Consider the following 21,392-nt stretch of genomic DNA (forward strand, 5'->3'; position numbering starts at 1 on the left):
TTTCATTTTGAAAGATATGTGGCTATTTATTTTGTTTTAAATGGAGCCGGCCCGCTTAGCGGTTTGAACAAAGGACCTGTCCCCATTGACAGATACCGGCTCCTTTTAATTGTATATAGAACTACCGCCTTTGATAGATTCTACTATATTAAAGTAATAATAAAAGCCGTTGCTTTGCAACGACTTCTTTGTCTATTTCATTTATTTATTTTAATCCACGCATCTTGCTTCGAATATCTACCATAAACGTTACCTATACAGTTAACTCGGCTCAGGCGACCTTGCGGCACACAAAAGGTTCTACTTAGTGCTGCTTCATTCCTGACCTGACACGATTCATAGATTTTTGTTGCGCAAGACCCAAACGTCAACATCACTTATATAGGGCAGCTTTACAATAGAATACCCTAGGCAAAATATCACTCCTGCTGTAGCGGATTGCAGGTACAGGGCACCGCTAACTCCCCAGCTGCGTGGAAATTTTAAGACATAGTTAAAAATTTAATTCTAAGACATTAATTATATCGTTTTTGCTTTTGTTTGTCAATGTCTTGAACCTATCTTTTATATGTCTTTAATAAAAAGTGCAGCTGTCTTAATAATTCTATTTGCTTGACATACCTATATAATCTATGTATAATATACCTAGATTATATAGGTATAGGAGGGAATATGGATAAAAAACTTATGAACATCAGCATTAGCATGATGTTGCTTAAATTAGTAGAAGAACAGGATAGGTACGGTTACGAGCTGATTAAGGAATTAGAATTTAGAAGCAATCATGTCTTTTCATTGAAAGAAGGAACTTTATACCCTGTTTTACATAATCTAGAGACTACTGGAGCTATTGAAAGTTATGAAAAGACAGCTCCAAATGGAAGGCTTCGTAAATATTACCGCATTACCAACACTGGCAAGAAATTATTAGCAGACAAAGCAACTGAATGGAATACTTATCAAAAAGCAGTAAATCTTGTGATTGGAGGTAGTGGATATGGAACAACAGCATGGGGCATTGAATGAAGTTAATTCATTTTTAGATGATGTTACACAACAAATTCAATATAAGCCTATACGAAATGAAATAAGAAAAGAGCTGGCCGCTCATATAGAAGATAGAAAGGAAGAATATGAACATTATGGAATTCATGGTCCAGAAGCCTGGCGTAAGGCTCTTGCCGCTATGGGTGATGCTGTGGAAGTTGGAATCCAGCTAAATGAGATTCGTAAAGTACAAAAAAACTCGTTATCCGTATTGTTTGTTATTGCCTTAACTGTAATTGGTATGATAGGCACCATTCGAACTGAAGTTTCTTCTGGTTTTTATATACGCTACACTGACCTTTTCTACTTCTTTTTCGGCGTAATTATTTTATTAATTACCTACCATTTTGGTTATCAATTTTTTGCTAAGAATTGTAAAAAAATATTATATGCTTTATTAAGTGTTTTGCTTTTATACTTTTTGTTTATACTAGTAAGTGTATATTTTGAAAATTATAGCTTGATTTCTTTCTTGAATACATCATTGGCATTTGCCTTGCGAATACTTTGTATTCCATTTGTTGTCGGCTTTAGTTATTTTAACCGAAAAAAGAAGCATCTACCCATCCTCTTAACTACAATTATTACTGCCTTTATTCTAATCACATCCTCCGTCACGTTTTTGAGTGATTACCTTATTGCTGCAAATATAATTTTCATCGTTACGGTGTATGCATCCTTTTTATATATGATTATCAAAAAATTGTTTGGAGAAACAAAGAGATACCAGATTATTACTTATCTTGTAAGTTTGGGGGTTGTAATAACTATATTTATCATATCCCTTCTTGGGGACGTTAAGTCTGAGTTTGAACAGTTTATCTATCCCGAAAGAGTAGCAAGTGATTATTGGGATGATGCTTATAACAGTATTTTAATAAGAGAGCTCTTAAGCAAAGCTGAGTTTATAGGTCCAATTTCTCTTAGTGAGGAGGAGTCTGTAAACTATCTGACAGGGAAATGGTATTTTGATGACTTAAGTGATACTGATATCAAATATAGGATGCAATTTGCTTCAGAGAACGGTATTATATTAGAAGATATTCTCCCTCTGCATTATCATAATAATTATCGGGTGGCATACTGGATTTTAAAATATGGATGGTTTCTATTCTTCGTTTTGATCAGCATCATATTAACTGCCTACGGGGTATTATTCCGTATGATTCAAAAAATAAATAATAATATGGGAAAAATTATGGCATTATCTTGCGTTATAGCGTTAAGTACACAGGTAATCATTTATGTACTTGGCAATATCGGATACCAATTAGGATGGTTTTGCACTTTTCCATTTATTTCAGAAGGAAAATGCAGTATTACTATTAATATGATTTTAGCTGGTTTAGCCTGCTCTGCTTACCGTTATGACAAAGTCACAACGGAAGACAATTATAATATGATAAAAGGAAGGCGAAATAAATTATTCATAGGCACCATTCAACCTAAAAATTAATCACAAACATATAATACATAAAAGTGGCACTGCTTTTTCCTAGAAAGGCAATGCCATTTTTATATCTGCTATTATGTTATTCTTTAACTAATTTCCTATTTAACTTCTTTTGACTTCTAAGCTCTTTAAAAAAAGATTGCAAAAGATTGGCACACTCCTCTTTTTTAACCCCATATTCTACCTCAACCTGATGATTAAACTCCTTCATTTGGAGCAAATTAAGTATTGAACCTGCACATCCTGCTTTTGCATTCATGCAACCTATCACTACTTTATCTATTCTTGATTGTACAATTGCACCAGCACACATCTGGCAAGGCTCCAGTGTTACGTACATGGTACACCCCTCTAGCCTCCAATCACCCATCGCCTTACTTGCCTTATCAATTGCCAAAAGCTCTGCATGTGCCAATGTGTTTTTTTTTGTATTTCTTTTATTGTAGGCCCTTGCAATAATTTTACCTTCATAGGTAATGATACAACCGATTGGTACTTCCTCAATGGCTAGTGCTTTCTTGGCCTGTTTCAGCGCTTCTTTCATAAATTGTTCATTCACAGTCATCTTTTAGTCCACCTTATATTCATAAATCAATAATTTTCCATTCTTTTCATAAAAACAGAAGTTTTAGTTTTTTTATATGTCTATTTGCGATATAATTGAATATAATTCCTTATCAAACATTTTGTTTCTTTACATTCAATTTTAACATACGAGGGCAAAAATATGCAAATACACGGTTTTAACAAAACGACTCTTCTTGACTATCCTGGACATCTTGCTTCTACCATTTTCTTAGGTGGGTGTAATTTTTGTTGTCCCTTCTGTCACAACAAAGGACTTGTATTATGTCCGCAAAAAGAGCCTGTCATCCCTACTATCATTGTATTAGAGCATTTAGCAAAAAGAAGAAATGTAATAGAAGGTGTTTGCATTACAGGTGGCGAACCAACCTTAGCTATGGATCTACCTTATTTTATTAGACAAATAAAAGATCTAGGGCTCCTTGTTAAGTTAGATACAAATGGATACCGTCCAGAGGTTCTACGCGGTCTCCTAAACGAAAAATTAATTGACTATATTGCTATGGATATTAAGTCTTCTCCCGAAAATTATACTAAGCTTACCGGATTAGCAGAGACTGATCTTAATAAAATTAACGAATCCATCAATATCATTATGAGCGCAAACACAGCTTATGAATTTCGTTCTACTTTAGTAAAAGAACTTCATACCTTTGAGGATATTGATTTGATGGGAAAATGGGTGAAAGGCTGTCGTAATTTTTATATACAAAATTATAGAGAAACGGAACATGTAATAAACCCTATCTATCATGGCTTTGAAAAAGAAGAGCTACTCGCTTTTCAAAAACACTTATCTAGATATGTAAAACAAGTTCAAATCAGAGGCATAGATTAAAGGAGATCGTTTTATGTTAACTTATTGTGAGACAGACCGATTAATACTACAGATTATTCATACTGGATATGCGCAAGAGGTTCTTGATTTCTACATCAATAATAAAGATATTTTTGAACCATATGAACCAGCAAGACCTGATAAATTTTATACAAAAGCTTATCAAAAGGCACTATTAGCCTGTGAATACACCGCTATGACCAAGATGCAAAGTGTAAGATTTTGGGTATTTAAAAAAGAAGATCCCGATAAAATTATCGGAACCATATCTTTTTCGAATATTCAGCCATATATCTACTCTAGTTGTAGCATTGGCTATAAATTTGATAAGAATCACCATAATCAAGGTTATGCTTTCGAAGCCCTTGTTAAGATAATCGAAATTATATTTACAGAATGTAAACTCCATCGAATCAATGCATATATTATGCCTGATAACATACCCTCTCAAAGATTAATAAGGAAAGTCGGTTTTACCTTCGAAGGGATTGCACGAAAGAGCATCTACATTCAGGATCGTTGGCAAGATCATGAACAGTATTCTTTATTGAATGATGATTAGTTGAATGAGTTATAGGTATTTATACCAATATCCAAACCTTCCTGTTTTATATTCTGACACCTGCGCTGGTCTAAAATCATTAAACCCAAATAAACCTGCTACTAATTTTTCTTTGTTGCAATAAATCCCTGGTACACCAATGATAAATCTCTCTTTTATTCTTCCCAATATCAGGTATTGGTAGTTATAAAATCCATGTAATACAAAACTATTGCTACTAAGTCCCCATTGAGATTTTGGAAGAATCTTTAAATCTTTAAGCTCAATTCGTATACACTCTATATCTTGGTCAGAAAACGGATTCAGGCTCTTGTATTGTTGTATTAATTTATTCCAGTTCTCATTTAAATTAACTTCTAATTCTATCTTGGGTTCTGGTTCAAACTCAGAAATCTTTTGTGCCTCTTCTATTGTTAGATTCGATTGGGAGTGATTTTCTTCTGGTTTCTCAACCATATCAACTACTTCTGTTGTTAATACCTTTTCTAACTTTTTCTCTGGCACCTTTGTTTCTTCTGATTTTTTTACAGATTTTTCTTCTTTTTCTTTTGCTTCCTTTTCCACAGACATTGCTTCTAGGTATTTGTTCTCTTGCTTTTTTTCGGTTCGAAAATTCAATATACGTTTTTGATTTTTGTCTTTTTCTTCTGTATACTCTCGGAAACTTTCAATGGTGATGTTTGTTTCTTTCCAAAAGGTTGCATACTTCTTATTTCCAGAGGAAATTACAGCAAGTCCTTTTACATCCTGAAAACTTTTTGTGGTTTTATTTAGATTTTCGGCTGAGCAAACCACTTGAAATTCTGCACTGTTTCCTTTTCCTTTTAAATCTCCTGTGTAAATCCCTAGCATTTCTTGATTTTCTTCTACCAGCAAATAAACAGTCCATTTTTCATAAATGTTATTAAAAACTCCCTTTAAGTTCATTTTTATCCTAAGAATATTATCTTTGCACTCTATTTTTGCAAATCCTGAGTTTTTTACTTTGATTCCTCTATCATATAAATATATGTATGATACAAATCTTTGATACTCAGACACGGACTTGCCCTCCTGTTTTAAATTATATAAGTATTATATTCTCTCCACATACTAAAAAGAACCGTTACTTAATTTCAATCTAAAAAAAGACTTTTACAAAAGCAAATTAGTTTTGTAAAAGTCTTTTTATCAAATGACTTGTTTTATTTTTAAGGATTTCTCTCTCGATAAATCAATATAATCCGCAGCAGTTCTGACAATTGGTCTTGCTAAATTATGCTTATTTAACATAATTACCTCTCCAACTACATCATTGGTTAGCACTACATTATTTCCAATATATGATTGTGCAATCATCTCCATTAACGGAAGAATATACTTAGGTTCATAATGCTGCAAAGCATTTAATTCAAATTCTTCAATTACTGTAAAAGGACAAAGTGCTTCCCTATAACACCGATTTGCTGTCATAGCTTCATAGGAGTCTGCAATTGCTACTATCTTTGCAAATTCATCAATTTGGTCACGTTCTAGATGATTGGGATATCCCGAGCCATCACACTTTTCATGATGCATCAAGGCCGCCATAATCACTCGTTCATCTATGTTTTTATTCTTTAGTATATCATAACCAAATTCTGTGTGTTTTTTTACAATCTCATATTCCGATTGTGTAAGCTTATCTTTTTTACAAAGAATTTCTCTTGGTACTTTTACTTTTCCGATATCATGAAAGAAACCTGCCATCTTCAATGCATCTACTTCTGCTTTTGGCAAATGAAGCCATTCACCAAACACTTTGCAAATGAGAGCAACGCTCATAGAATGGGCATAGGTTAAATCATCTAATTCTCTCATACAGTGAAGCATATCAAATATAAAAATTCCATTATTACTAACATTCACAACACGATCAATCATAGTATCGATTAAAGTACTGTTTATCTCTGCTGCACGAAATGCAATATCATCCATGACTTTCTCTGTAACCTTTAATGATTCATTAAATGTCTTATAAAATTGTTTAAAGCTATCTGACTGCTTCATTTTCTCGGCTGAAGTTTGATTCGTGGTCTGTGTTTCTTCATCCACCACTTCTCTTTTTAAATCTGCCTTCCACCTTTTATCTTCATTCTCATTCTTTATTTCTTCTGGAAATTTAACGGATATTTCTCTTACATAATACCTTATCAATCTATTAATTCCCTGTGTTGTAAGAACAGAATTCTCCTTAGCTATAAGTCTATCAAAGGATGAAGAATATATGTCTTTTCCAACTATCATTCCAGGTTTTAGATTTTCAATTTTTAATGTCTTTATCATTTGCCTACCCCATGAAATATTCTCATTTGTAAAATTCTTACCCATTAGTTACTTATACTTATTTTGAGTATATTATACAACACAAAATATTTCAACTTACTGTTTTATTCTTTAAAGTTTTTTAATAAATTGCTTAACTCGGCAAATTGATGTAGGGTGAGTGCTTCACCTCGAATATTTGGAGACAGATTCATTTTTTCCAAGCACATTACAATCTCTTCCTTATTGTACGGAATGTCAGTTGCGTTATTTAATCCGTTTACCAGTGTTTTTCTTCTTTGATTAAAAGAAGCACGAATCAATCGAAACATCAAACGTTCATCCTTTACCTCTACTGTTGAAATTTTATGTCTGGTAAGGCGTATCACAGAAGAGCCTACACTTGGCCTTGGCATAAAACAATTAGGTGGAACATTTGCAACAATATAAGGTTCACAATAATATTGTACCGCCAAAGAAAGTGCTCCATAATTTTTACTTCCTGGATTTGCTTGCATACGTTCTGCCACTTCTTTTTGTACCATAATTGTGATACTTTCCATTGGAACCTGATTCTCAAATAGTCCCATAATAATTGGTGTGGTTATATAGTATGGAAGATTTGCTACTACTTTTATAGGCTTCCCTTCGTTTTCCTTTGTTACAAGCGCATTGATATCTAACGTTAAAATATCTTGGTTGATGACAGAAACATTATTATAACTACTTAGTGTATCTTCTAAAATGGGAATTAGCATTTTATCTATTTCAACAGCAACTACCTTCTTTGCTGCTTCTGCAAGGTACTGTGTCATGGTTCCAATTCCAGGACCAATTTCTAGAATAAAGTCATCCTTTGTAATATTCGCGGAATCAATAATCTTGTCTAGAACGTGCGTATCAATCAAAAAATTTTGACCGAACTTTTTTTGAAATACAAAATGATATTTATTTAGAATTTCAATTGTATTTTTAGGGTTACCTAATTTATTTTCCATATGGTTTTAATTTCTCCTTGTAACGTTTATAGTTTATGCTATCCCAATGTGAGCAAAAAGTCAATGTAATGCCTTTTGTTCGTCATTATTTGCAGTATAAATTTACTACCACATTATAATGTCCAAAATTGGGAAAAGCAATATATATGAAAAATAAAAGTATATAAATACTTGTTTTTACACCTTTTTCGTATAATCTAAGCAAATCCACCCTTTTCCACTCTTAAGATATCCCCAGTTATTTTCTGATTTCATAATTGTATAAATACCCTTATCTTTAATACTGCCGACAATAGCATAACTTGTATCTGGTCCATTTCTAATATTTAATGCGCCTGCAGTAACTTTAACTTGAAATGTAGAATCCGTAGTAGCACAATCTGCTTTGATAGAGGATACTTTTTTACTTGAAGTATTATTTATTGCTGTTAAAAACAACTCCCTTTCTGTTTCTCTACGTATCGTTAGACCTGCTACAATCTTCTCTCCTACTTTGTTGTATAATACTATTTTTTCCGCAATTACGCTCCTGGAACGTATTCCATTTGCCGTTAACTGATTTATACTACCAACATTGAATGCAAAACTTACCAGTGCATCAAATTCGTTTTGATTCCATGTATATCTACTGTAATATTTGTTGACTTCTGTTTCAGCCTTACTCAAATCATCTTTTAAAAGTTCTAACGCTTGCTCTTTTGTAATTGTCATATCAGCGCATACATTTTCACCATAGAACTTTACATATCCTGTATGGCCGTAACCAATTGTCCATATACCTGCTGCATCTTTGTACGCTTTTGATCGATAGCCTTCAAACTTTGCTATTAACTGTACTCCTTCATTGCTTATTGCTCTCATAATATTACCTCTTTTTCCTAAAAAGAGAGTGATTTTACTCACCCTCTGTGCTTGATTTTTCTTTTAACACGTCTATAGCTTTAATTAATACTCTTGGCAGAGGTATCCCCATAATTCCTGCATTTTCAACTATGGAAATTAATTCATTCACTAAAAATGCTAAAATTACAGCCGTTCTTATATAATCAACTTTTAAGGTTAAATCTAACCTGTAGGCTATTAATACAATAGTTAGTGTAATTCCCTTTCGACACAAACCCTTCCATGAAGAAACACTGTTCAAAGCACCTGTTTTTGACTTTCCACTTTTCTTCCAGATAGCGGCAATTAAAAGGCCCATACCAAAATCAAGTCCCATAAGAATCAATAAAGTTGTTAAATCAGGCGTCCATCCACCAATCATTTTTACAAAAAAACTTCCAATTCCTCCAAAAACAGTAATTATCACTGCTTTTATATAATTAATTTTTTCCATCTCTAATCCTCTTTTCTATTTTATTTGTTTTCTGCTGCCGCAAAAAAGAGCCTTTACGGCTCCTTACGGCTTTCTGTCTTATTTTACAGCTTATCTTGTGTTTTATAATTATGCTCCTAATAAAGCTTTAACTTTTTCTTTTAAATTAATTGGTACCTCATCAATTGTTTTTATTCCCTTTTTTATAAGGGAAGCGTATATTTCAGCCATTTTAATTCCTCCTTACATGTTTAATAGCATTTCATAAACTTCCGTCAATGCAATTTGTGTTTGTGTCAAGTCTGTTAAGTTGCTTTTTGCTTCTTTTTCTAATTCATCTACCTTCATCTCAAATTCTGTTTTACTTGTTAATGTAATTGTGGTAGATATAACATTTGCCTTTTTCGACCATGTCGATTCAATAGTCTTTAGATTCTTATATGCCCCAAATGTACCATCCGTGTAGGTAACAACAACATTGCTTAGATTAAAATTTGTAAACTGATTGTACAAAAATGACAAATCATTGAGGGTTGCTACCTCTGTAATAAGTGTAACTGTGTTTTTTTCTTCTTTTACTTGTGCCTCGATTATTGTTCCATCTGTTAATTTTACTTTCAAAAAATCACCCTTTCTTTCATTTTTTAAATTTGTTAAACGACAGTTTAGTAAAGTTTAAGTATCATACTGTAACAACGCCCGCATTGGTTCCTTATTCTGGTTCATTAGGAGGATATCAGCTAGCGGGATCTATAAATATTTCTGATGTTATAGATGAGGTACGCTATATCCTTTGCAAGAAAGCGCAATAAGTGCTATGTGGCGAGTTAGCGGTGGAATGCCAAACCCAAATATATGCAAATTCTTAATAGCTTATCATGAATAATAACGATTTAATGTGTTGGAAAAATAAAATAATAAATACGTTACTTATTTTATCCTAGTAATTGTTAACGAAAGGTTGTTATTATTTTCTACCGATGGGATAGCTGGAGTCACATAACCTCTAACATCCACAGTACTTCCAGCAACTAGGGTAATAGGAGCAGTTATACTGGTGCTTACAAATGGTTGCTGAACAGGTGCTTCACAACTCAAATTTGGTTGCTCTGAACCGTTTATAAAAGCACGTATGGTAAATCTTGTTGTTGAATTTGGTACTATCCACATTGAATTTATTGATATTAAATATATTCCACTTTCAGATATAGTTACTGTATCTGTCAATGGTGTCCATGTGGTAGGAATTGGTATACTTAGATTAAGAAATCTTTTAGCATAAACAACTCCTATCTTATTTAAACTGTCGTTTATCTTTTTACCACCAGCCGCCGAAAGAGCCGTTGTACTATCATCTGTAGAAACACTATCCGTTAATTTCACTGATGCAGTACCGCTATTCATTTGAAGCCCTGTACCTATTTTTATATGCCCAAGAGTACTCCCTGTTGCAACACTGGAAATGTGTTCTATAAGAGTGCTAATTACTTTTTTTACTTTTCCCCACACTGAAATGATTGTATCATACTCATCTATCTGCGCAAGAGTCTCCACTTCTGTTATTTGCGCAATCTCTTGCGAATTCACGTGAATATCAGTATCGCTTAAATGTTGTTCTATTATGTCAGTGTTATCGTTATGATCTTGAATGTTATAAAAATCATCGCCACCTGGCTTCTTTAATCCGTGTGTTGTTATTTCCAATTCTAATACCTCCTATTACTCAAATGGTTCATCCCTTAGTTGTTGTTGTGTGTAAAGATACAAATAGTCATGCACATATGGACCAAGCAAATTATGTGTATGATACATAAGCGTTACGTCTACAAATAAATTAAGTGGAACAACCCTTTCACAGAGTCTTTCCACTTCTCCCTTTAACTTTTTTGTTGTCAATGCCACTTTTACATGAAGTGTAAAGTTATCGCCATCTAGAATAGTTTTGTAGCCATCTTCTCCACATAAAGCCTTTAATTGATTTTTTAAAGTTCTACGCGTAAATGGTAAATCTTCTATCAATCTGCTTTGAATCCTGAAATTTCTTAGTTGTAAAGATTCTGTATCAAGCGGCGTGATATTTAAAATACTTTCCCATCTTTTCGCGCCTACTTCTGATTCATCACTCACAAAAGCTTCTTTTAATAATCCTTTAAGTGCGTCCCAAAGGCCTTCTATTTGTTCTTGTTCTGCATTCATAATCTGTTCAATTTCTGTATATGTCTGCATGAATAAAGGAAGATATTTAATAAGTTTTCTATCCAATCACTTCACCCCTTATCGGTATTTCATCAGGATCTAATATAACGTTACTTGCGCTTCCATTTAATAAAGTATCAGATATATCTTTTACTCCAATAACGTCTATGATTTCTGATTCAATTTTCTTTAATATTACAATTAAGTGGTCGCTATCTTCCCATGTTTCGATTAATGATTTAAAATAATTATCAATTGCACCTTCAATATAACTTTTCACATCTGCAAATCCATATCTAGGTTCATATGTAATCTTACAAGAAATGTTAATTACTTTTCCTTTAACTGCTTGTATGTGCGCAATATGTCCGATTGGAGCCAATCCATACCCTTCCATATCCTGTGTTGGATCAATTCTTTGTTGTACTGTGTGTACTAATGTAGTAGATGGAATTGCATAATCAGATGACATTATCACACATTTCACATGCCCTCCTACTAACTCTCCAAGCTCATTTGTTGTTCGATAACACTTTGCACCACCCACACCTTGAATTGCTTTTATCTTCTCCATATAATCGGCTCTATTTCCACCAAATGCTGTTGCATTAAAAGAATCTCTCCATCTTTTACGAAATACTTCTGTGTCTTCTTCCTCTTGGGCAGGTATTAATAACTCTGTAAGTTCACATGTTGAAAGACCAGATATGTAATTAATAGGTATCATTGTTCCAAAGTGCTTGTTGCCTTCTGTGCCAATTGTTTCACACTGTACTTTATAAGTATGATTTGTATCGTCAATTAACTCTGTAACTATGTAATTAAGAGTACCAAGACTAAATCTCGTACCTATTGGAACTGCAATATTGAATGCTCCTTTTAATATTGCATAAGTTGCAGGTTTAGGTTCTATCCCTCTTGTATCTTTTGCCATCTTTATTAGATACTCTCTGTCTGCGGTATCCCCAAACATTTGCTCAAACATCCATTCCAGTTGAAGATACATCATGGCGACTTCAGCGCTATTTGGCGCTAGCGCATCATAAATAATCGAGCCTTCTCGCTTATCAAATTTTGAATCTACCTTACTCAATTTTTCGTTAAGTAGCGATTCATATGTTTTATCCTCATACATCAGTATTCTACCTCCATATCTATTTTCGTAGAGCCATGTATTGTATCAACATGAAATGTCACTGCAACAATGCCTTTACTTGTTGTATTGAAATCAAAATTATAAACCTCTTCTATTCTGTCATCCATTGAAAGGGCTTCTATTATTCTTCTTTCCAGTTCTGGAATGACATAAGAAGTGGGTTCTCCAAATAGTTCCTCCAGTTCAATCCCGTAGTTTTGAGAATAGATTGTGTAATCATACCTCTCTGTGTTTAGTATTTTATAAACTGCTTGCTTTACCGCTTCCAATCCATCACAATAATCTAAAATTCTGTAATTCTCTTTATCCATTTTATAAGTGTATGATGGATCGTTTTTTTCATTCAAATCCTCTAATATATCATCATCTAAATTCAAATTAGGAATCACCTAACCACCTCATCCCATTATTTTATCAATTACTAAATACTTTTGTCCGCCTTGCTGTTTTATCATTACCACTTTGTCATTTTGCTTAAGGGCATTTAATATCTTAACTTTCTTTTTTCCTTTTATTTCATGCTTATGTGAATCAGGTCCATTTTCCAACTCTGTTTCCCAAGTAATCTGAACCTCTGTATCATAATCGATTACATTTTTAGTTAACACAAGAAACTCTTTTGTAAGTAATAACTTTTGATCATCCTGAACCTGAATTTTTAGAGGACTTGCACTTGTAACAGTTCCAAAACAAAAAGTAGCTGGCTCTCCTTCGTTTACGGCTGCCAAAGCTACTTTTTTGATTGATTCATTTAAATTTGCCATTATGCTATAAATTCACCTCCTATCAATGTTAAATCCATTGTGTGTAGGTTATTGCTAAATTTATGTGCCACCTTTTCACACATCATGAAATTATTGACTGTAATATCTCCTAGTTTTAGAGAAACAATGATTGATGATCCAGCTCTAACCCTAACATCGCCCCATGCATCTTTGATTGTTAGGTTCCTACTCTTTCTATTATAAAAAGACAATAACTGATTTGCTTTTTCCGAACCGTTTTCACCTTCTTGTAAAGTATCAAAATATTGCAAAATTCCCCACTGGTTCATGTTGTTACTGTCTTGGGCAATATAGACATCTCTTTTGCCTGTTTCCTTGTTGTCAAATGTAAGCTTTACTTTGTTGTACGTTTGTTCATCAATGCTACTTTTATAATCAAAATTTTGACCTGTTTCAGAATCTATTACGATAGGGACTCTCATATCCGATATATTTTTAAGGGTAATGGAACCGTAATTGTCATACAAGCAATAAAGGGTATTTGTATTCGTCATTGTAATATCAAGAGCATTTTGAATAATGTCAAATAAAGTTTTATTGTTTTCAATTCGTTGTGCTATTACATATCCAGTATCTGCTATACTTCCCACACGCAGATTAAAGTCTGCACAAATCAAATGTATTACTTGCCCTGCTGTTAACCCAGTATAAACATAAGTATCTTTATTCTTCAAATATCTTAGTTGATCATAACAGGTATAAGTAATTCTTTGCTCTTTATCCCTACTTTTACTAAATATGTATCCATAAAAAACCCCTTTATTATTTATTTTTAATGTGACCGCTTGCCCCTCATACATCGGATAGCCTTTGTCTTTTAGCACCTTAAACACAAGCTTTGCTGGCATGCCTTTTCTCTCACTTGTAAGCTCAATTTCTTCCTCTACGCAAGGTTCATAAATAGCATTTTGAGTATAAGTTAATAATTGTATCTTCATAACGCACCTCAATCTCGTCTTGGTATCTCTAATATGACTCCAACAGGTATCTCTTCCGGTGATTTTAATTTTAGCCTGTCTCTATTGGCTAACCAAATGGTTCTATAATCAAGAGCATCTCCATAATAATACTTGCAAATACTCCATAACGTTTCATTGGTGCCAACTTTGTGTGTAGTTGGCACTCGCAGTTTTTTGTCAGACAATATTGCTCTCGCTTTTTGGAGTTTTATTGATACTGTTCCATCTGAATTTGTTACAAGTTTTACTTTATTGACTCCATAATTAGCATATTGTTTAAACTTTAGCGATACGACAACATCAAATCCTTCTTTTGCATCCTCTTTTATTGTGTATTCTTCTAGCGTTACCATTATACTTGAAGAAAAGAGCTTTGTTCCATCAGGTAAGGTCCTGTAAACAATCCACGGAAATGGCTTCTTCTTTTGCTTACGCCATTCTAACTTTGCTAAATAATACCAAGCTCTTCGAAAATCTCCGTTGCCATAGGTAGCAAATGGATATTTTTGATTGGGTAGCAAAATATCAAATTCAATATCAGTCAAACCAGTTGGCTTTATAATGTTAACTTCTCCACCATTTATAAGGTTAACTGTTTTATTGTTTCCATTTATCTTCATTGTAATTTTTTCAGGAAATACTGGTATTCTTAGTTTTCCTAAATACATACGATACATAATTTATCCCTCCATGCTTGATGCTGCTGTTGTTGTTATTAAATCACCCAAATAATCTCCAATACCATCTAAATCACTCATGTTATTAACGGTATTCGTAACACCGCCCATATCCACATTAAGCGACTGAAAAATTGTTCTATCTATGATTTCTCTTTCTGCGATATCTCTTAAATACTTTAAATCTTCCTCGGTTATTTCCATGGAATCGGCAATTTTTCCTGTATTGTCAACTCCAACTGCTGTATTTTCATTGATATTACCTAAGGTCGTATCTATATTATTAGCTCCTTCCCATGGATTTAACTTTTTATCATCTAACTCTTTTAATAAATTAAATGCTGTATCATTTGTTCCAGAAAATAAATTTGATATTTTTTCGTCAATTCCTTCTCCAAATTTATATCCTGTCTTTGCTGCATCCGTATAGTCTATAAATTCCATTTTTTCTACTGTTGACTGCCAGCCACCTGCATCCTTTACCGTTTGAGAAGCTACTTCTATTTGCTTATATAAATTATCGAGTCCACTTGTTATATCCACTTTTACTCCGGGAATTTTATTAATTACTGATTCTATTGCATTTGCCATGTTTAAAATGTAGCCTATAACCGTTTGTGCCAAATCAAAGAATAAAACTTTTACTGCTGCTATTGGGTCATTAAATATATTTGCAAAAAAGTTTGCTATTGCCACCAATATATTCCATGTTGGTATAATAAATTCGTTCATAATATGAGCCCATAGCACTGCAAATGCTCCAGCTATTACCCCAGTTGCACTAATGGAAGTATTTGCAAAATGATTTATTACTCCAATAATTATATAAATGATGGAGATAACCGCTATGATGGCTAATACTATCCAAGTGAGTGGGCACGCTAACAAAGCTGCATTTAATCCTAATTGTGCACCCTGAACAGCCAATAAAGCAGTAAATTGTCCCCATGATGTTGCTGTTTGTACAGCCATTACTATAGCATTTGCTATTTTCAGTCCCTTGCTTATCAATTCAAGCGTATTTGTAATAGCTAAAAAACCTGCATAGTAAGCCATTGCAGTTGCAATACCATATATGACAGGACTAAGAATATCCCAATTATCATATATAGCCCCACCTACGGCGCTTACAATATTAAACAAAATGCTTGCAATTGCAATAACAACATTCATTGAATTTGCAATTCCACCCATAACTTGCCCTACAATTCCTCCAAATCCTGCCACCATTTCCTTTAAACCAGGAAGTCCTTGTGAGGCTAATGCCGTATCAACGCTTTCTAATATTGATACCCACCCGCTTGTAAAGAAATTTCTCATCTTATCAAAGGTAGACACCCAGGTTCCTTCCATAGTCTTAGCCGCTCCACTTGATGCTCCAGAGTCCAGGGCTTGACTTAGCGTTCCTATAAACTCTTGTGCTGATATAGCTCCGTTGGACAAATCGTTTTTTACGTCACTTACCGATCTGTTTACTGATTGTGCATATATTTCAGCAGCACCAATACCTGCGTCAAACAGCTGATTAAGTTGTTCTGGCTCAACGGTTCCTTGGCTATACATCTCTCCTATTGCGCCAACTACACTTTCTAATTGCTCGTTCGTTCCCTCGCCATAATAACTGACTGCATCTCCCCATATTCGAACCTGATTCGTTGCATCGTTAAGAGACATTCCACTTGTTAAAAAACCTTGTGCGGACTTACTTGCTGTATCAAGTCCATATGCCGTTCCTGAAACTGTACTTTTTAAACTTGCAAGTGCCGCATTTGCCAAATTTGCATCACCTGTCATATTAGTAACTGTTTTTGAAAAAAGATTTGAGGAATCTAATGCATCAAAAGCACCACTTACATCCATGACACCAATCTTTTCAAGCTTATCTTTAACAAAACCTAAAGCCTTACTTCCCATCGAAACGGCTTTGTCCCAACCCGAAAATCCCGATGCAACCTTTTGTGTAGCAGGTTCAATGTCATTTACCTGATTTTCTAAGTTTTGTGCCGCCGCAGTGGTATCATCTATTACCTCACATGCTTCATAGATTTCTGTTGTATTCATACCTCTTCTCATAATCTTTTGCAACGTTTCAAAACTAACAATACAAAAACTGATCGACTGATTCATTGTGTTAAATACCGTTGGTAATGTATTATACACAGCTAATTCCGTACCTATATTTTCCATTTGCCACCTCCAAACAAAATAAAAGCCACCTCCTGTTAGAAAGTAGCTTTTATATCATTATTATAAAAACCATTTATTCTTTTTATATCTCATAACTGATAACGTCACTTTTGCATATAGATTAACCGTTTATAGAAGCTACTTCTTTCCAGCTTTTTTTGCTCTGGCAGCTTCTTTTTTATCTGCCTCAATTTTCAAATCAATCGAGGCAATGATAAATGCTTTCTCATATCGATCCATTGATGCAAATTGCGAAGGTAATATTTTAAGTTTATGAAGGCAATAGTACGCATAATTTGCTTCTCCATCGCCTTCACTTATTAGTTTTTTGCTTCTTCTACCAACTGCGCATCATTTTTGTTATATCCAGAAATTTCAAGAATTTTTTGACAATATAACTGATACTCTCCGTCGTTATCAAGCATTTCTACAATCAAGTCTTCTGCTCCCATTACACCATAGCTATCTTGAAGCTCCTTATCGTTTAAATTTGGAAATACCGTACACTTTGCTGCAATCATTCGATTAAACTTTGCATTGTCTACATCCACTTTCTTATTTTTGATGGTAGTACATTCACTACGAATATAATCTGCTTCTTTTGTTCTTAAAGGACGGATTTCCCATAAAATTGGTGCACCATTTTTATCCTTAAAATTTTCACTTGCTGCAAACTGAATATTTTTTCTTTGTACCTTATTTTGTTTTAAAAAAGCGTTAAATTGACTCATTTTTATCCTCCTATTATTGCATTCCATTTAAAATTTTATATGCTTTTGCAATATCAAATCTTTCTGCTGTGAAATCAATTGCTTGTTCTAACCATTCACCATCTGCATCCATACTTGCAATTAAAGATCCATTAATATTACATCCATTAATCGTGACACTTCTGCTTCCTGCTGCACTGGTTGGATCGTCATTTGTAAGAACCATATCAAAATATACATCTAATCCTGTTTCTTGATACTGATAAATCATTTCAGTAAAAATATCTGTATTATGATAAATGGTAGCTGAACCAGTAATTTTACCGCCATTGGTTTTATTCCCCTTTGTCGTACGTCCAAGAATTGGAACTTCACTTTTATCCTTTTCGTATTTAATCTCAATATTTTTTAACTGCATAAGCAGGTAACGATTATCCCCAATCGTAACATAGCAAGAACCTAACTTAGCACTTACGGCGTCCTTTGCATTCATTGTTGTTTCAGCAAAATGCTGTAAATTCATTTTCATCATACTTTGTTCTCCCTTCTTAAGCCACTCGCACGGTCATGTATAATTTTTCCATTGCTGCTACGGGTTGCACTACATTTGTCACAACTACAGAACGTTTATCATCTCCTGCTTCTACTGTAACATCTGTACTTTGAAAACCTTCAATTGTATTTAAGGTTTCAAGTTCTTTATTGTAGGTTACTAGATCATTCCAAAAACCAACTCTTCCAGACTCGTTGTTTTGAATCTTTCCTAAATATCTAGTATTAAACAGTACCGCTATATCATTTCCCATCTGATCTAACACTCTAATCACTTGATTTATACTAAAATCGGAATTTTTATCATTTGTAAAGCTTACAAAAGAATTAATATCGGTAAGCACTCTAACCTCTGTTCCAACTTTATGAAATACATATTCGCCTGCTTCAATTGCTGCATTTAATTCAGATTGCTTATAATTAGTAAAAACTTCGTATTCTCCATTGTATGTTTGATTCGTAGTTGATCTGTTTACAGCGCAACCAGCCTGTGCTCCTACTGTCCAATAAATCAAAGCAGATTCTTCTACCCCTTCATTAGTCACTTTATTTTTAAGATTAATAATTCCCTCATAATCTGCAGGATATCCATGGATAACGGTTTGAAACTTAACGCCTACTTCCTCTCTCATTCGTTTTGTATAAGCTCCATACAATGCCTTAATTGTGCTTGAACTTGATATACATCCAAGGGTGTTAAAGGAGTAGCTTTCAAGCTTATCCAATGCTTCTTGATATTGTGTACCTGATATTGTAGTTAAGTTGGATCCACCTGTTAGTTCAATCCCAGCAGTTAATTCTAATATAGCATCAGTATGAAATGTAACTAATGCATTTGCAACTAGCTCTTTTGCTTCTGTAACTGTTTGCGTATCTACTTTAGCTGTTTCTAAGTAGGTAATGACATCAAACTTCGTTTCATCATCTGCGTTTGTCTGAATGACAATCTTGATATCATTACCTCTTGTTCCACTGTATCGTGCTGTTGCATAAACATTTGACGCCTTTTCTCCACTATTGATACGATAAATATGTAGCGTTTTAGCATTTTGAAACACTTCTCTAATGTTTCTTACTTCATTTGCATCATAACTGTACCCAAATATTTTAAGTGAATCTTTTTCAAAATCACTATTTTCTACTGTGAATACTTCTCCATCAATTCCCCAATTTAATGGCATGGGAATTGCACACACCCCACGATTTGATAATGCAGCATTCGCTCTTGCTACGCTGACAAAATTAATGTAAGCACCTGGCAGTACTTTGTTTTGAATTGTATAACTTCCTCCACCTAACATTATTTTACCTTACCTTTCTTAAAATCTTGAATTAGTTTATCAACTTCCACAAATGTGTAAGTCTTAGAATCAAAAAGAAGTACATTCACCAAATCTTTTAAGTGAATATACTTCTTTGCGTTTAAAATCTGTTCTTTTGTAAATGTATTGGACGTTTTCATCCTTTTTTTTACTGACATTTTATTCTCCTTCCTTTAACAATACACCAGATTGCATTGTCTCCATGTTAAATCGTTCCTCAACCTTAAGTACAAACAGATTGAAATCTACAAAGAAATGCAACATACCATCTTGTATCTGTGCACTCATATTTGTCCCTCTTGTTAAATCACCGTCTATTGTTATATACTCTAATGTAGCAAACAACTTAGGCATTACATTAGCACATTCTAGTGTATATTCTTTTGCATTTAATGGAATGTAGCGTATTTCAAAAGATTGTAATAGCTCATATCTATTACCTAATTTTTGTTTTTGCTCGTATTTAGTAGGTACGATTAAGAAGCAAGAAGATTTTAACTCCTGTTCTTCTTCATTAAACACAACACAGTTTTCTTTGAATTCTTCCTTTAAGGCTTGTGATATGCCTATTATCGTTTTGTAAATCAATGCTTAAAGACCTCCTTTATAAAAGATTTAAGCTTTTTAGATAGCCAATTTAACGTATTGCACCTCCTTTACATTTTTACTTGGTTTAATTTTTCATATTACTCCTTTCTATCGCCTGTTTAAGAATGATCTTCTTATGCGATGCATCAATTTTTATCTTGTCATGCTATAGTTTAATGTCATTTCGGACATAAATTATCACTTTCTTTTTCAATCCCTCGGAAGGTTTTATATAAAAAAAGAACCATCATTTGATGATTCCAATTTTAATATAAGGAAAGATATGAATTTGTTAGTCCTTCATTCTTGACAATGAACGTATCGATTATGATATTCCAGCAATTCTTGTAGGTAGCTACCCGTATCTATTTATTAACATGATATCATATTAGCACATATGTGTGTATCATTCTATATCATGGATTTTAAAATTTTTTAATGCCTTGGTATGAAGCCTATGTATTTGTGCCCACTCATAGCTTAAACTAATACAAATATCTTCCCAACGAAAATCTCTAAGGTATCGTAATGTTAATAAATTCTTATCCATTTCATTTTCCATTAACTCGATTTGATGCGTAATTTCTTGATACTTTTTTATTTTCTTTAATTTTAATTCTTCTAAGTCGTTGATTAATTCATCCAGTTTTGCAGCGTAGGAGGACAAATCACTAATGCTGTTACCATGTGGCATTCCATCATTTTTGACATGGGGAAACATTTTAGAATGTCGTAGTTCATCTATCTCAACTTGTAATACCTTCGCTCTTTTATAATAATCTTGATAGGATTTTAGATACTCCTTCTTTTCTTCCATCTCTTTTTTTAACTCTTCCTTCGTCAAATTAACACCCCTTTTCTTTTAATTTGTCTGTTTACTTCAATAATCATTGGAATTTTATACTCTGACTTTGTAATAATTAGCTTGTCCCATATCAACCATGATTTGATTTGTAAACTGCCTTCCCCTTATTGACAAAATTATATTTCATTGATACACTAAGAACATATGTTCTGATTGGTTGTTTTTATAAATAATTTTACCGTTTGGTTTGTTTATAGCATTTAATTGCTATTTTTATAAATAATATCACCTTCAATTGCTACAGTCAAGTAAGTTTTGTAAATATTTTTCAATTAACTGCTAATTTATCTATGCTTTATATTACTTTTCCCTTG

General features: G+C 33.4%; 26 protein-coding genes and 1 other RNA gene. 4 read left to right on the top strand and 23 right to left on the bottom strand.

The window, feature by feature from the left end; translation table 11 throughout:
* Window positions 1-215: 215 nt before the first annotated feature.
* Window positions 216-477, bottom strand: an RNA gene (ffs, locus tag F7O84_RS14505) — signal recognition particle sRNA large type.
* A 195-nt stretch (window positions 478-672) separates the two neighbouring features.
* Between ffs and F7O84_RS14510 the strand changes: the two genes are divergently transcribed.
* Window positions 673-1,026 carry a PadR family transcriptional regulator gene (locus F7O84_RS14510; protein ID WP_151146852.1) on the top strand — a complete coding sequence of 118 codons (354 nt, stop codon included), beginning with the start codon at window positions 673-675 and terminating at the stop codon, window positions 1,024-1,026.
* Window positions 998-2,503, top strand: coding sequence for a permease prefix domain 1-containing protein (locus F7O84_RS14515; protein ID WP_151146855.1), 1,506 nt, complete (start codon window positions 998-1,000; stop codon window positions 2,501-2,503). The genes F7O84_RS14510 and F7O84_RS14515 overlap by 29 nt, the downstream gene beginning before the upstream one ends.
* Before the next feature lie 76 nt (window positions 2,504-2,579).
* Here F7O84_RS14515 and tadA read toward each other — a convergent pair whose 3' ends face one another.
* A complete protein-coding gene (gene tadA / locus F7O84_RS14520; protein ID WP_151146858.1) occupies window positions 2,580-3,065 on the bottom strand; it encodes a tRNA adenosine(34) deaminase TadA in 486 nt (161 codons plus the stop codon).
* A gap of 162 nt (window positions 3,066-3,227) precedes the next feature.
* On the opposite strand from tadA, the gene F7O84_RS14525 reads away from it, so the two are divergent.
* Complete coding sequence (locus F7O84_RS14525) at window positions 3,228-3,923, top strand: anaerobic ribonucleoside-triphosphate reductase activating protein (RefSeq protein WP_151146861.1); 696 nt, start codon at window positions 3,228-3,230, stop codon at window positions 3,921-3,923.
* A gap of 13 nt (window positions 3,924-3,936) precedes the next feature.
* Window positions 3,937-4,485, top strand: coding sequence for a GNAT family N-acetyltransferase (locus F7O84_RS14530; protein WP_151146864.1), 549 nt, complete (start codon window positions 3,937-3,939; stop codon window positions 4,483-4,485).
* A 9-nt stretch (window positions 4,486-4,494) separates the two neighbouring features.
* On the opposite strand, the gene F7O84_RS14535 is transcribed toward F7O84_RS14530, so the two are convergent.
* The 21 genes from F7O84_RS14535 to F7O84_RS14635 form a co-directional block, all read right to left on the bottom strand.
* Window positions 4,495-5,526, bottom strand: coding sequence for a DUF6128 domain-containing protein (locus F7O84_RS14535; RefSeq protein ID WP_151146867.1), 1,032 nt, complete (start codon window positions 5,524-5,526; stop codon window positions 4,495-4,497).
* A 129-nt stretch (window positions 5,527-5,655) separates the two neighbouring features.
* On the bottom strand, window positions 5,656-6,789 hold the full coding sequence (locus F7O84_RS14540) for an HD-GYP domain-containing protein (RefSeq protein WP_192451777.1): 1,134 nt from the start codon (window positions 6,787-6,789) through the stop codon (window positions 5,656-5,658).
* Between the two features lie 104 nt (window positions 6,790-6,893).
* A complete protein-coding gene (gene rsmA, locus F7O84_RS14545) occupies window positions 6,894-7,766 on the bottom strand; it encodes a 16S rRNA (adenine(1518)-N(6)/adenine(1519)-N(6))-dimethyltransferase RsmA (RefSeq protein WP_151146873.1) in 873 nt (290 codons plus the stop codon).
* Window positions 7,767-7,943: 177 nt separating this feature from the next.
* On the bottom strand, window positions 7,944-8,627 hold the full coding sequence (locus F7O84_RS14550; protein ID WP_151146877.1) for a lysozyme: 684 nt from the start codon (window positions 8,625-8,627) through the stop codon (window positions 7,944-7,946).
* Window positions 8,628-8,661: 34 nt separating this feature from the next.
* Window positions 8,662-9,102 (bottom strand): phage holin family protein, encoded by a 441-nt coding sequence (locus F7O84_RS14555; RefSeq protein ID WP_151146880.1) that lies wholly within the window; start codon window positions 9,100-9,102, stop codon window positions 8,662-8,664.
* A 108-nt stretch (window positions 9,103-9,210) separates the two neighbouring features.
* Window positions 9,211-9,312 carry a CD1375 family protein gene (locus tag F7O84_RS19395; RefSeq protein WP_279238008.1) on the bottom strand — a complete coding sequence of 34 codons (102 nt, stop codon included), beginning with the start codon at window positions 9,310-9,312 and terminating at the stop codon, window positions 9,211-9,213.
* Window positions 9,313-9,324: 12 nt separating this feature from the next.
* Window positions 9,325-9,702 (bottom strand): hypothetical protein, encoded by a 378-nt coding sequence (locus tag F7O84_RS14560; RefSeq protein WP_151146882.1) that lies wholly within the window; start codon window positions 9,700-9,702, stop codon window positions 9,325-9,327.
* Window positions 9,703-10,011: 309 nt separating this feature from the next.
* The gene (locus F7O84_RS14565; protein ID WP_151146885.1) at window positions 10,012-10,785 is read right to left on the bottom strand and encodes a hypothetical protein; all 774 of its coding nucleotides are present in this window, start codon (window positions 10,783-10,785) and stop codon (window positions 10,012-10,014) included.
* Window positions 10,786-10,800: 15 nt separating this feature from the next.
* Window positions 10,801-11,343 carry a putative phage tail protein gene (locus tag F7O84_RS14570; protein ID WP_151146888.1) on the bottom strand — a complete coding sequence of 181 codons (543 nt, stop codon included), beginning with the start codon at window positions 11,341-11,343 and terminating at the stop codon, window positions 10,801-10,803.
* Complete coding sequence (locus F7O84_RS14575) at window positions 11,336-12,412, bottom strand: baseplate J/gp47 family protein (protein WP_151146891.1); 1,077 nt, start codon at window positions 12,410-12,412, stop codon at window positions 11,336-11,338. Before F7O84_RS14575 ends, F7O84_RS14570 begins: the two co-directional genes overlap by 8 nt.
* Window positions 12,412-12,822: a DUF2634 domain-containing protein gene (locus F7O84_RS14580; protein WP_151146894.1), complete on the bottom strand. Its 411-nt coding sequence runs from the start codon at window positions 12,820-12,822 to the stop codon at window positions 12,412-12,414. The genes F7O84_RS14575 and F7O84_RS14580 overlap by 1 nt, the downstream gene beginning before the upstream one ends.
* A 9-nt stretch (window positions 12,823-12,831) precedes the next feature.
* On the bottom strand, window positions 12,832-13,197 hold the full coding sequence (locus tag F7O84_RS14585; RefSeq protein ID WP_151146896.1) for a DUF2577 domain-containing protein: 366 nt from the start codon (window positions 13,195-13,197) through the stop codon (window positions 12,832-12,834).
* Window positions 13,197-14,156: an XkdQ/YqbQ family protein gene (locus F7O84_RS14590; protein ID WP_151146899.1), complete on the bottom strand. Its 960-nt coding sequence runs from the start codon at window positions 14,154-14,156 to the stop codon at window positions 13,197-13,199. The genes F7O84_RS14585 and F7O84_RS14590 overlap by 1 nt, the downstream gene beginning before the upstream one ends.
* Window positions 14,157-14,164: 8 nt before the next feature.
* On the bottom strand, window positions 14,165-14,854 hold the full coding sequence (locus F7O84_RS14595) for a LysM peptidoglycan-binding domain-containing protein (RefSeq protein ID WP_151146902.1): 690 nt from the start codon (window positions 14,852-14,854) through the stop codon (window positions 14,165-14,167).
* A gap of 3 nt (window positions 14,855-14,857) precedes the next feature.
* Window positions 14,858-17,041 (bottom strand): tape measure protein, encoded by a 2,184-nt coding sequence (locus F7O84_RS14600; RefSeq protein ID WP_151146905.1) that lies wholly within the window; start codon window positions 17,039-17,041, stop codon window positions 14,858-14,860.
* 320 nt (window positions 17,042-17,361) lie between these two features.
* Entirely contained in the window at window positions 17,362-17,772 is a 411-nt protein-coding gene (locus F7O84_RS14610) for a phage tail assembly chaperone (protein WP_192451778.1), read from the bottom strand.
* 13 nt (window positions 17,773-17,785) lie between these two features.
* A complete protein-coding gene (locus F7O84_RS14615; protein WP_320411229.1) occupies window positions 17,786-18,283 on the bottom strand; it encodes a phage tail tube protein in 498 nt (165 codons plus the stop codon).
* Window positions 18,284-18,299: 16 nt separating this feature from the next.
* The gene (locus F7O84_RS14620) at window positions 18,300-19,604 is read right to left on the bottom strand and encodes a phage tail sheath family protein (protein WP_330578798.1); all 1,305 of its coding nucleotides are present in this window, start codon (window positions 19,602-19,604) and stop codon (window positions 18,300-18,302) included.
* Window positions 19,604-19,783, bottom strand: coding sequence for a hypothetical protein (locus F7O84_RS14625; RefSeq protein ID WP_151146917.1), 180 nt, complete (start codon window positions 19,781-19,783; stop codon window positions 19,604-19,606). The genes F7O84_RS14620 and F7O84_RS14625 overlap by 1 nt, the downstream gene beginning before the upstream one ends.
* A 1-nt stretch (window position 19,784) precedes the next feature.
* A complete protein-coding gene (locus F7O84_RS14630) occupies window positions 19,785-20,213 on the bottom strand; it encodes a phage tail terminator family protein (RefSeq protein ID WP_151146920.1) in 429 nt (142 codons plus the stop codon).
* 406 nt (window positions 20,214-20,619) lie between these two features.
* Window positions 20,620-21,057, bottom strand: coding sequence for a hypothetical protein (locus F7O84_RS14635; protein ID WP_151146923.1), 438 nt, complete (start codon window positions 21,055-21,057; stop codon window positions 20,620-20,622).
* Between the last annotated feature and the right edge of the window lie 335 nt (window positions 21,058-21,392).

The organism is Candidatus Galacturonatibacter soehngenii, from assembly GCF_008830185.1.
In the GTDB taxonomy this organism is placed as follows: Bacteria; Bacillota; Clostridia; order Lachnospirales; family Lachnospiraceae; genus Lachnotalea; species Lachnotalea soehngenii.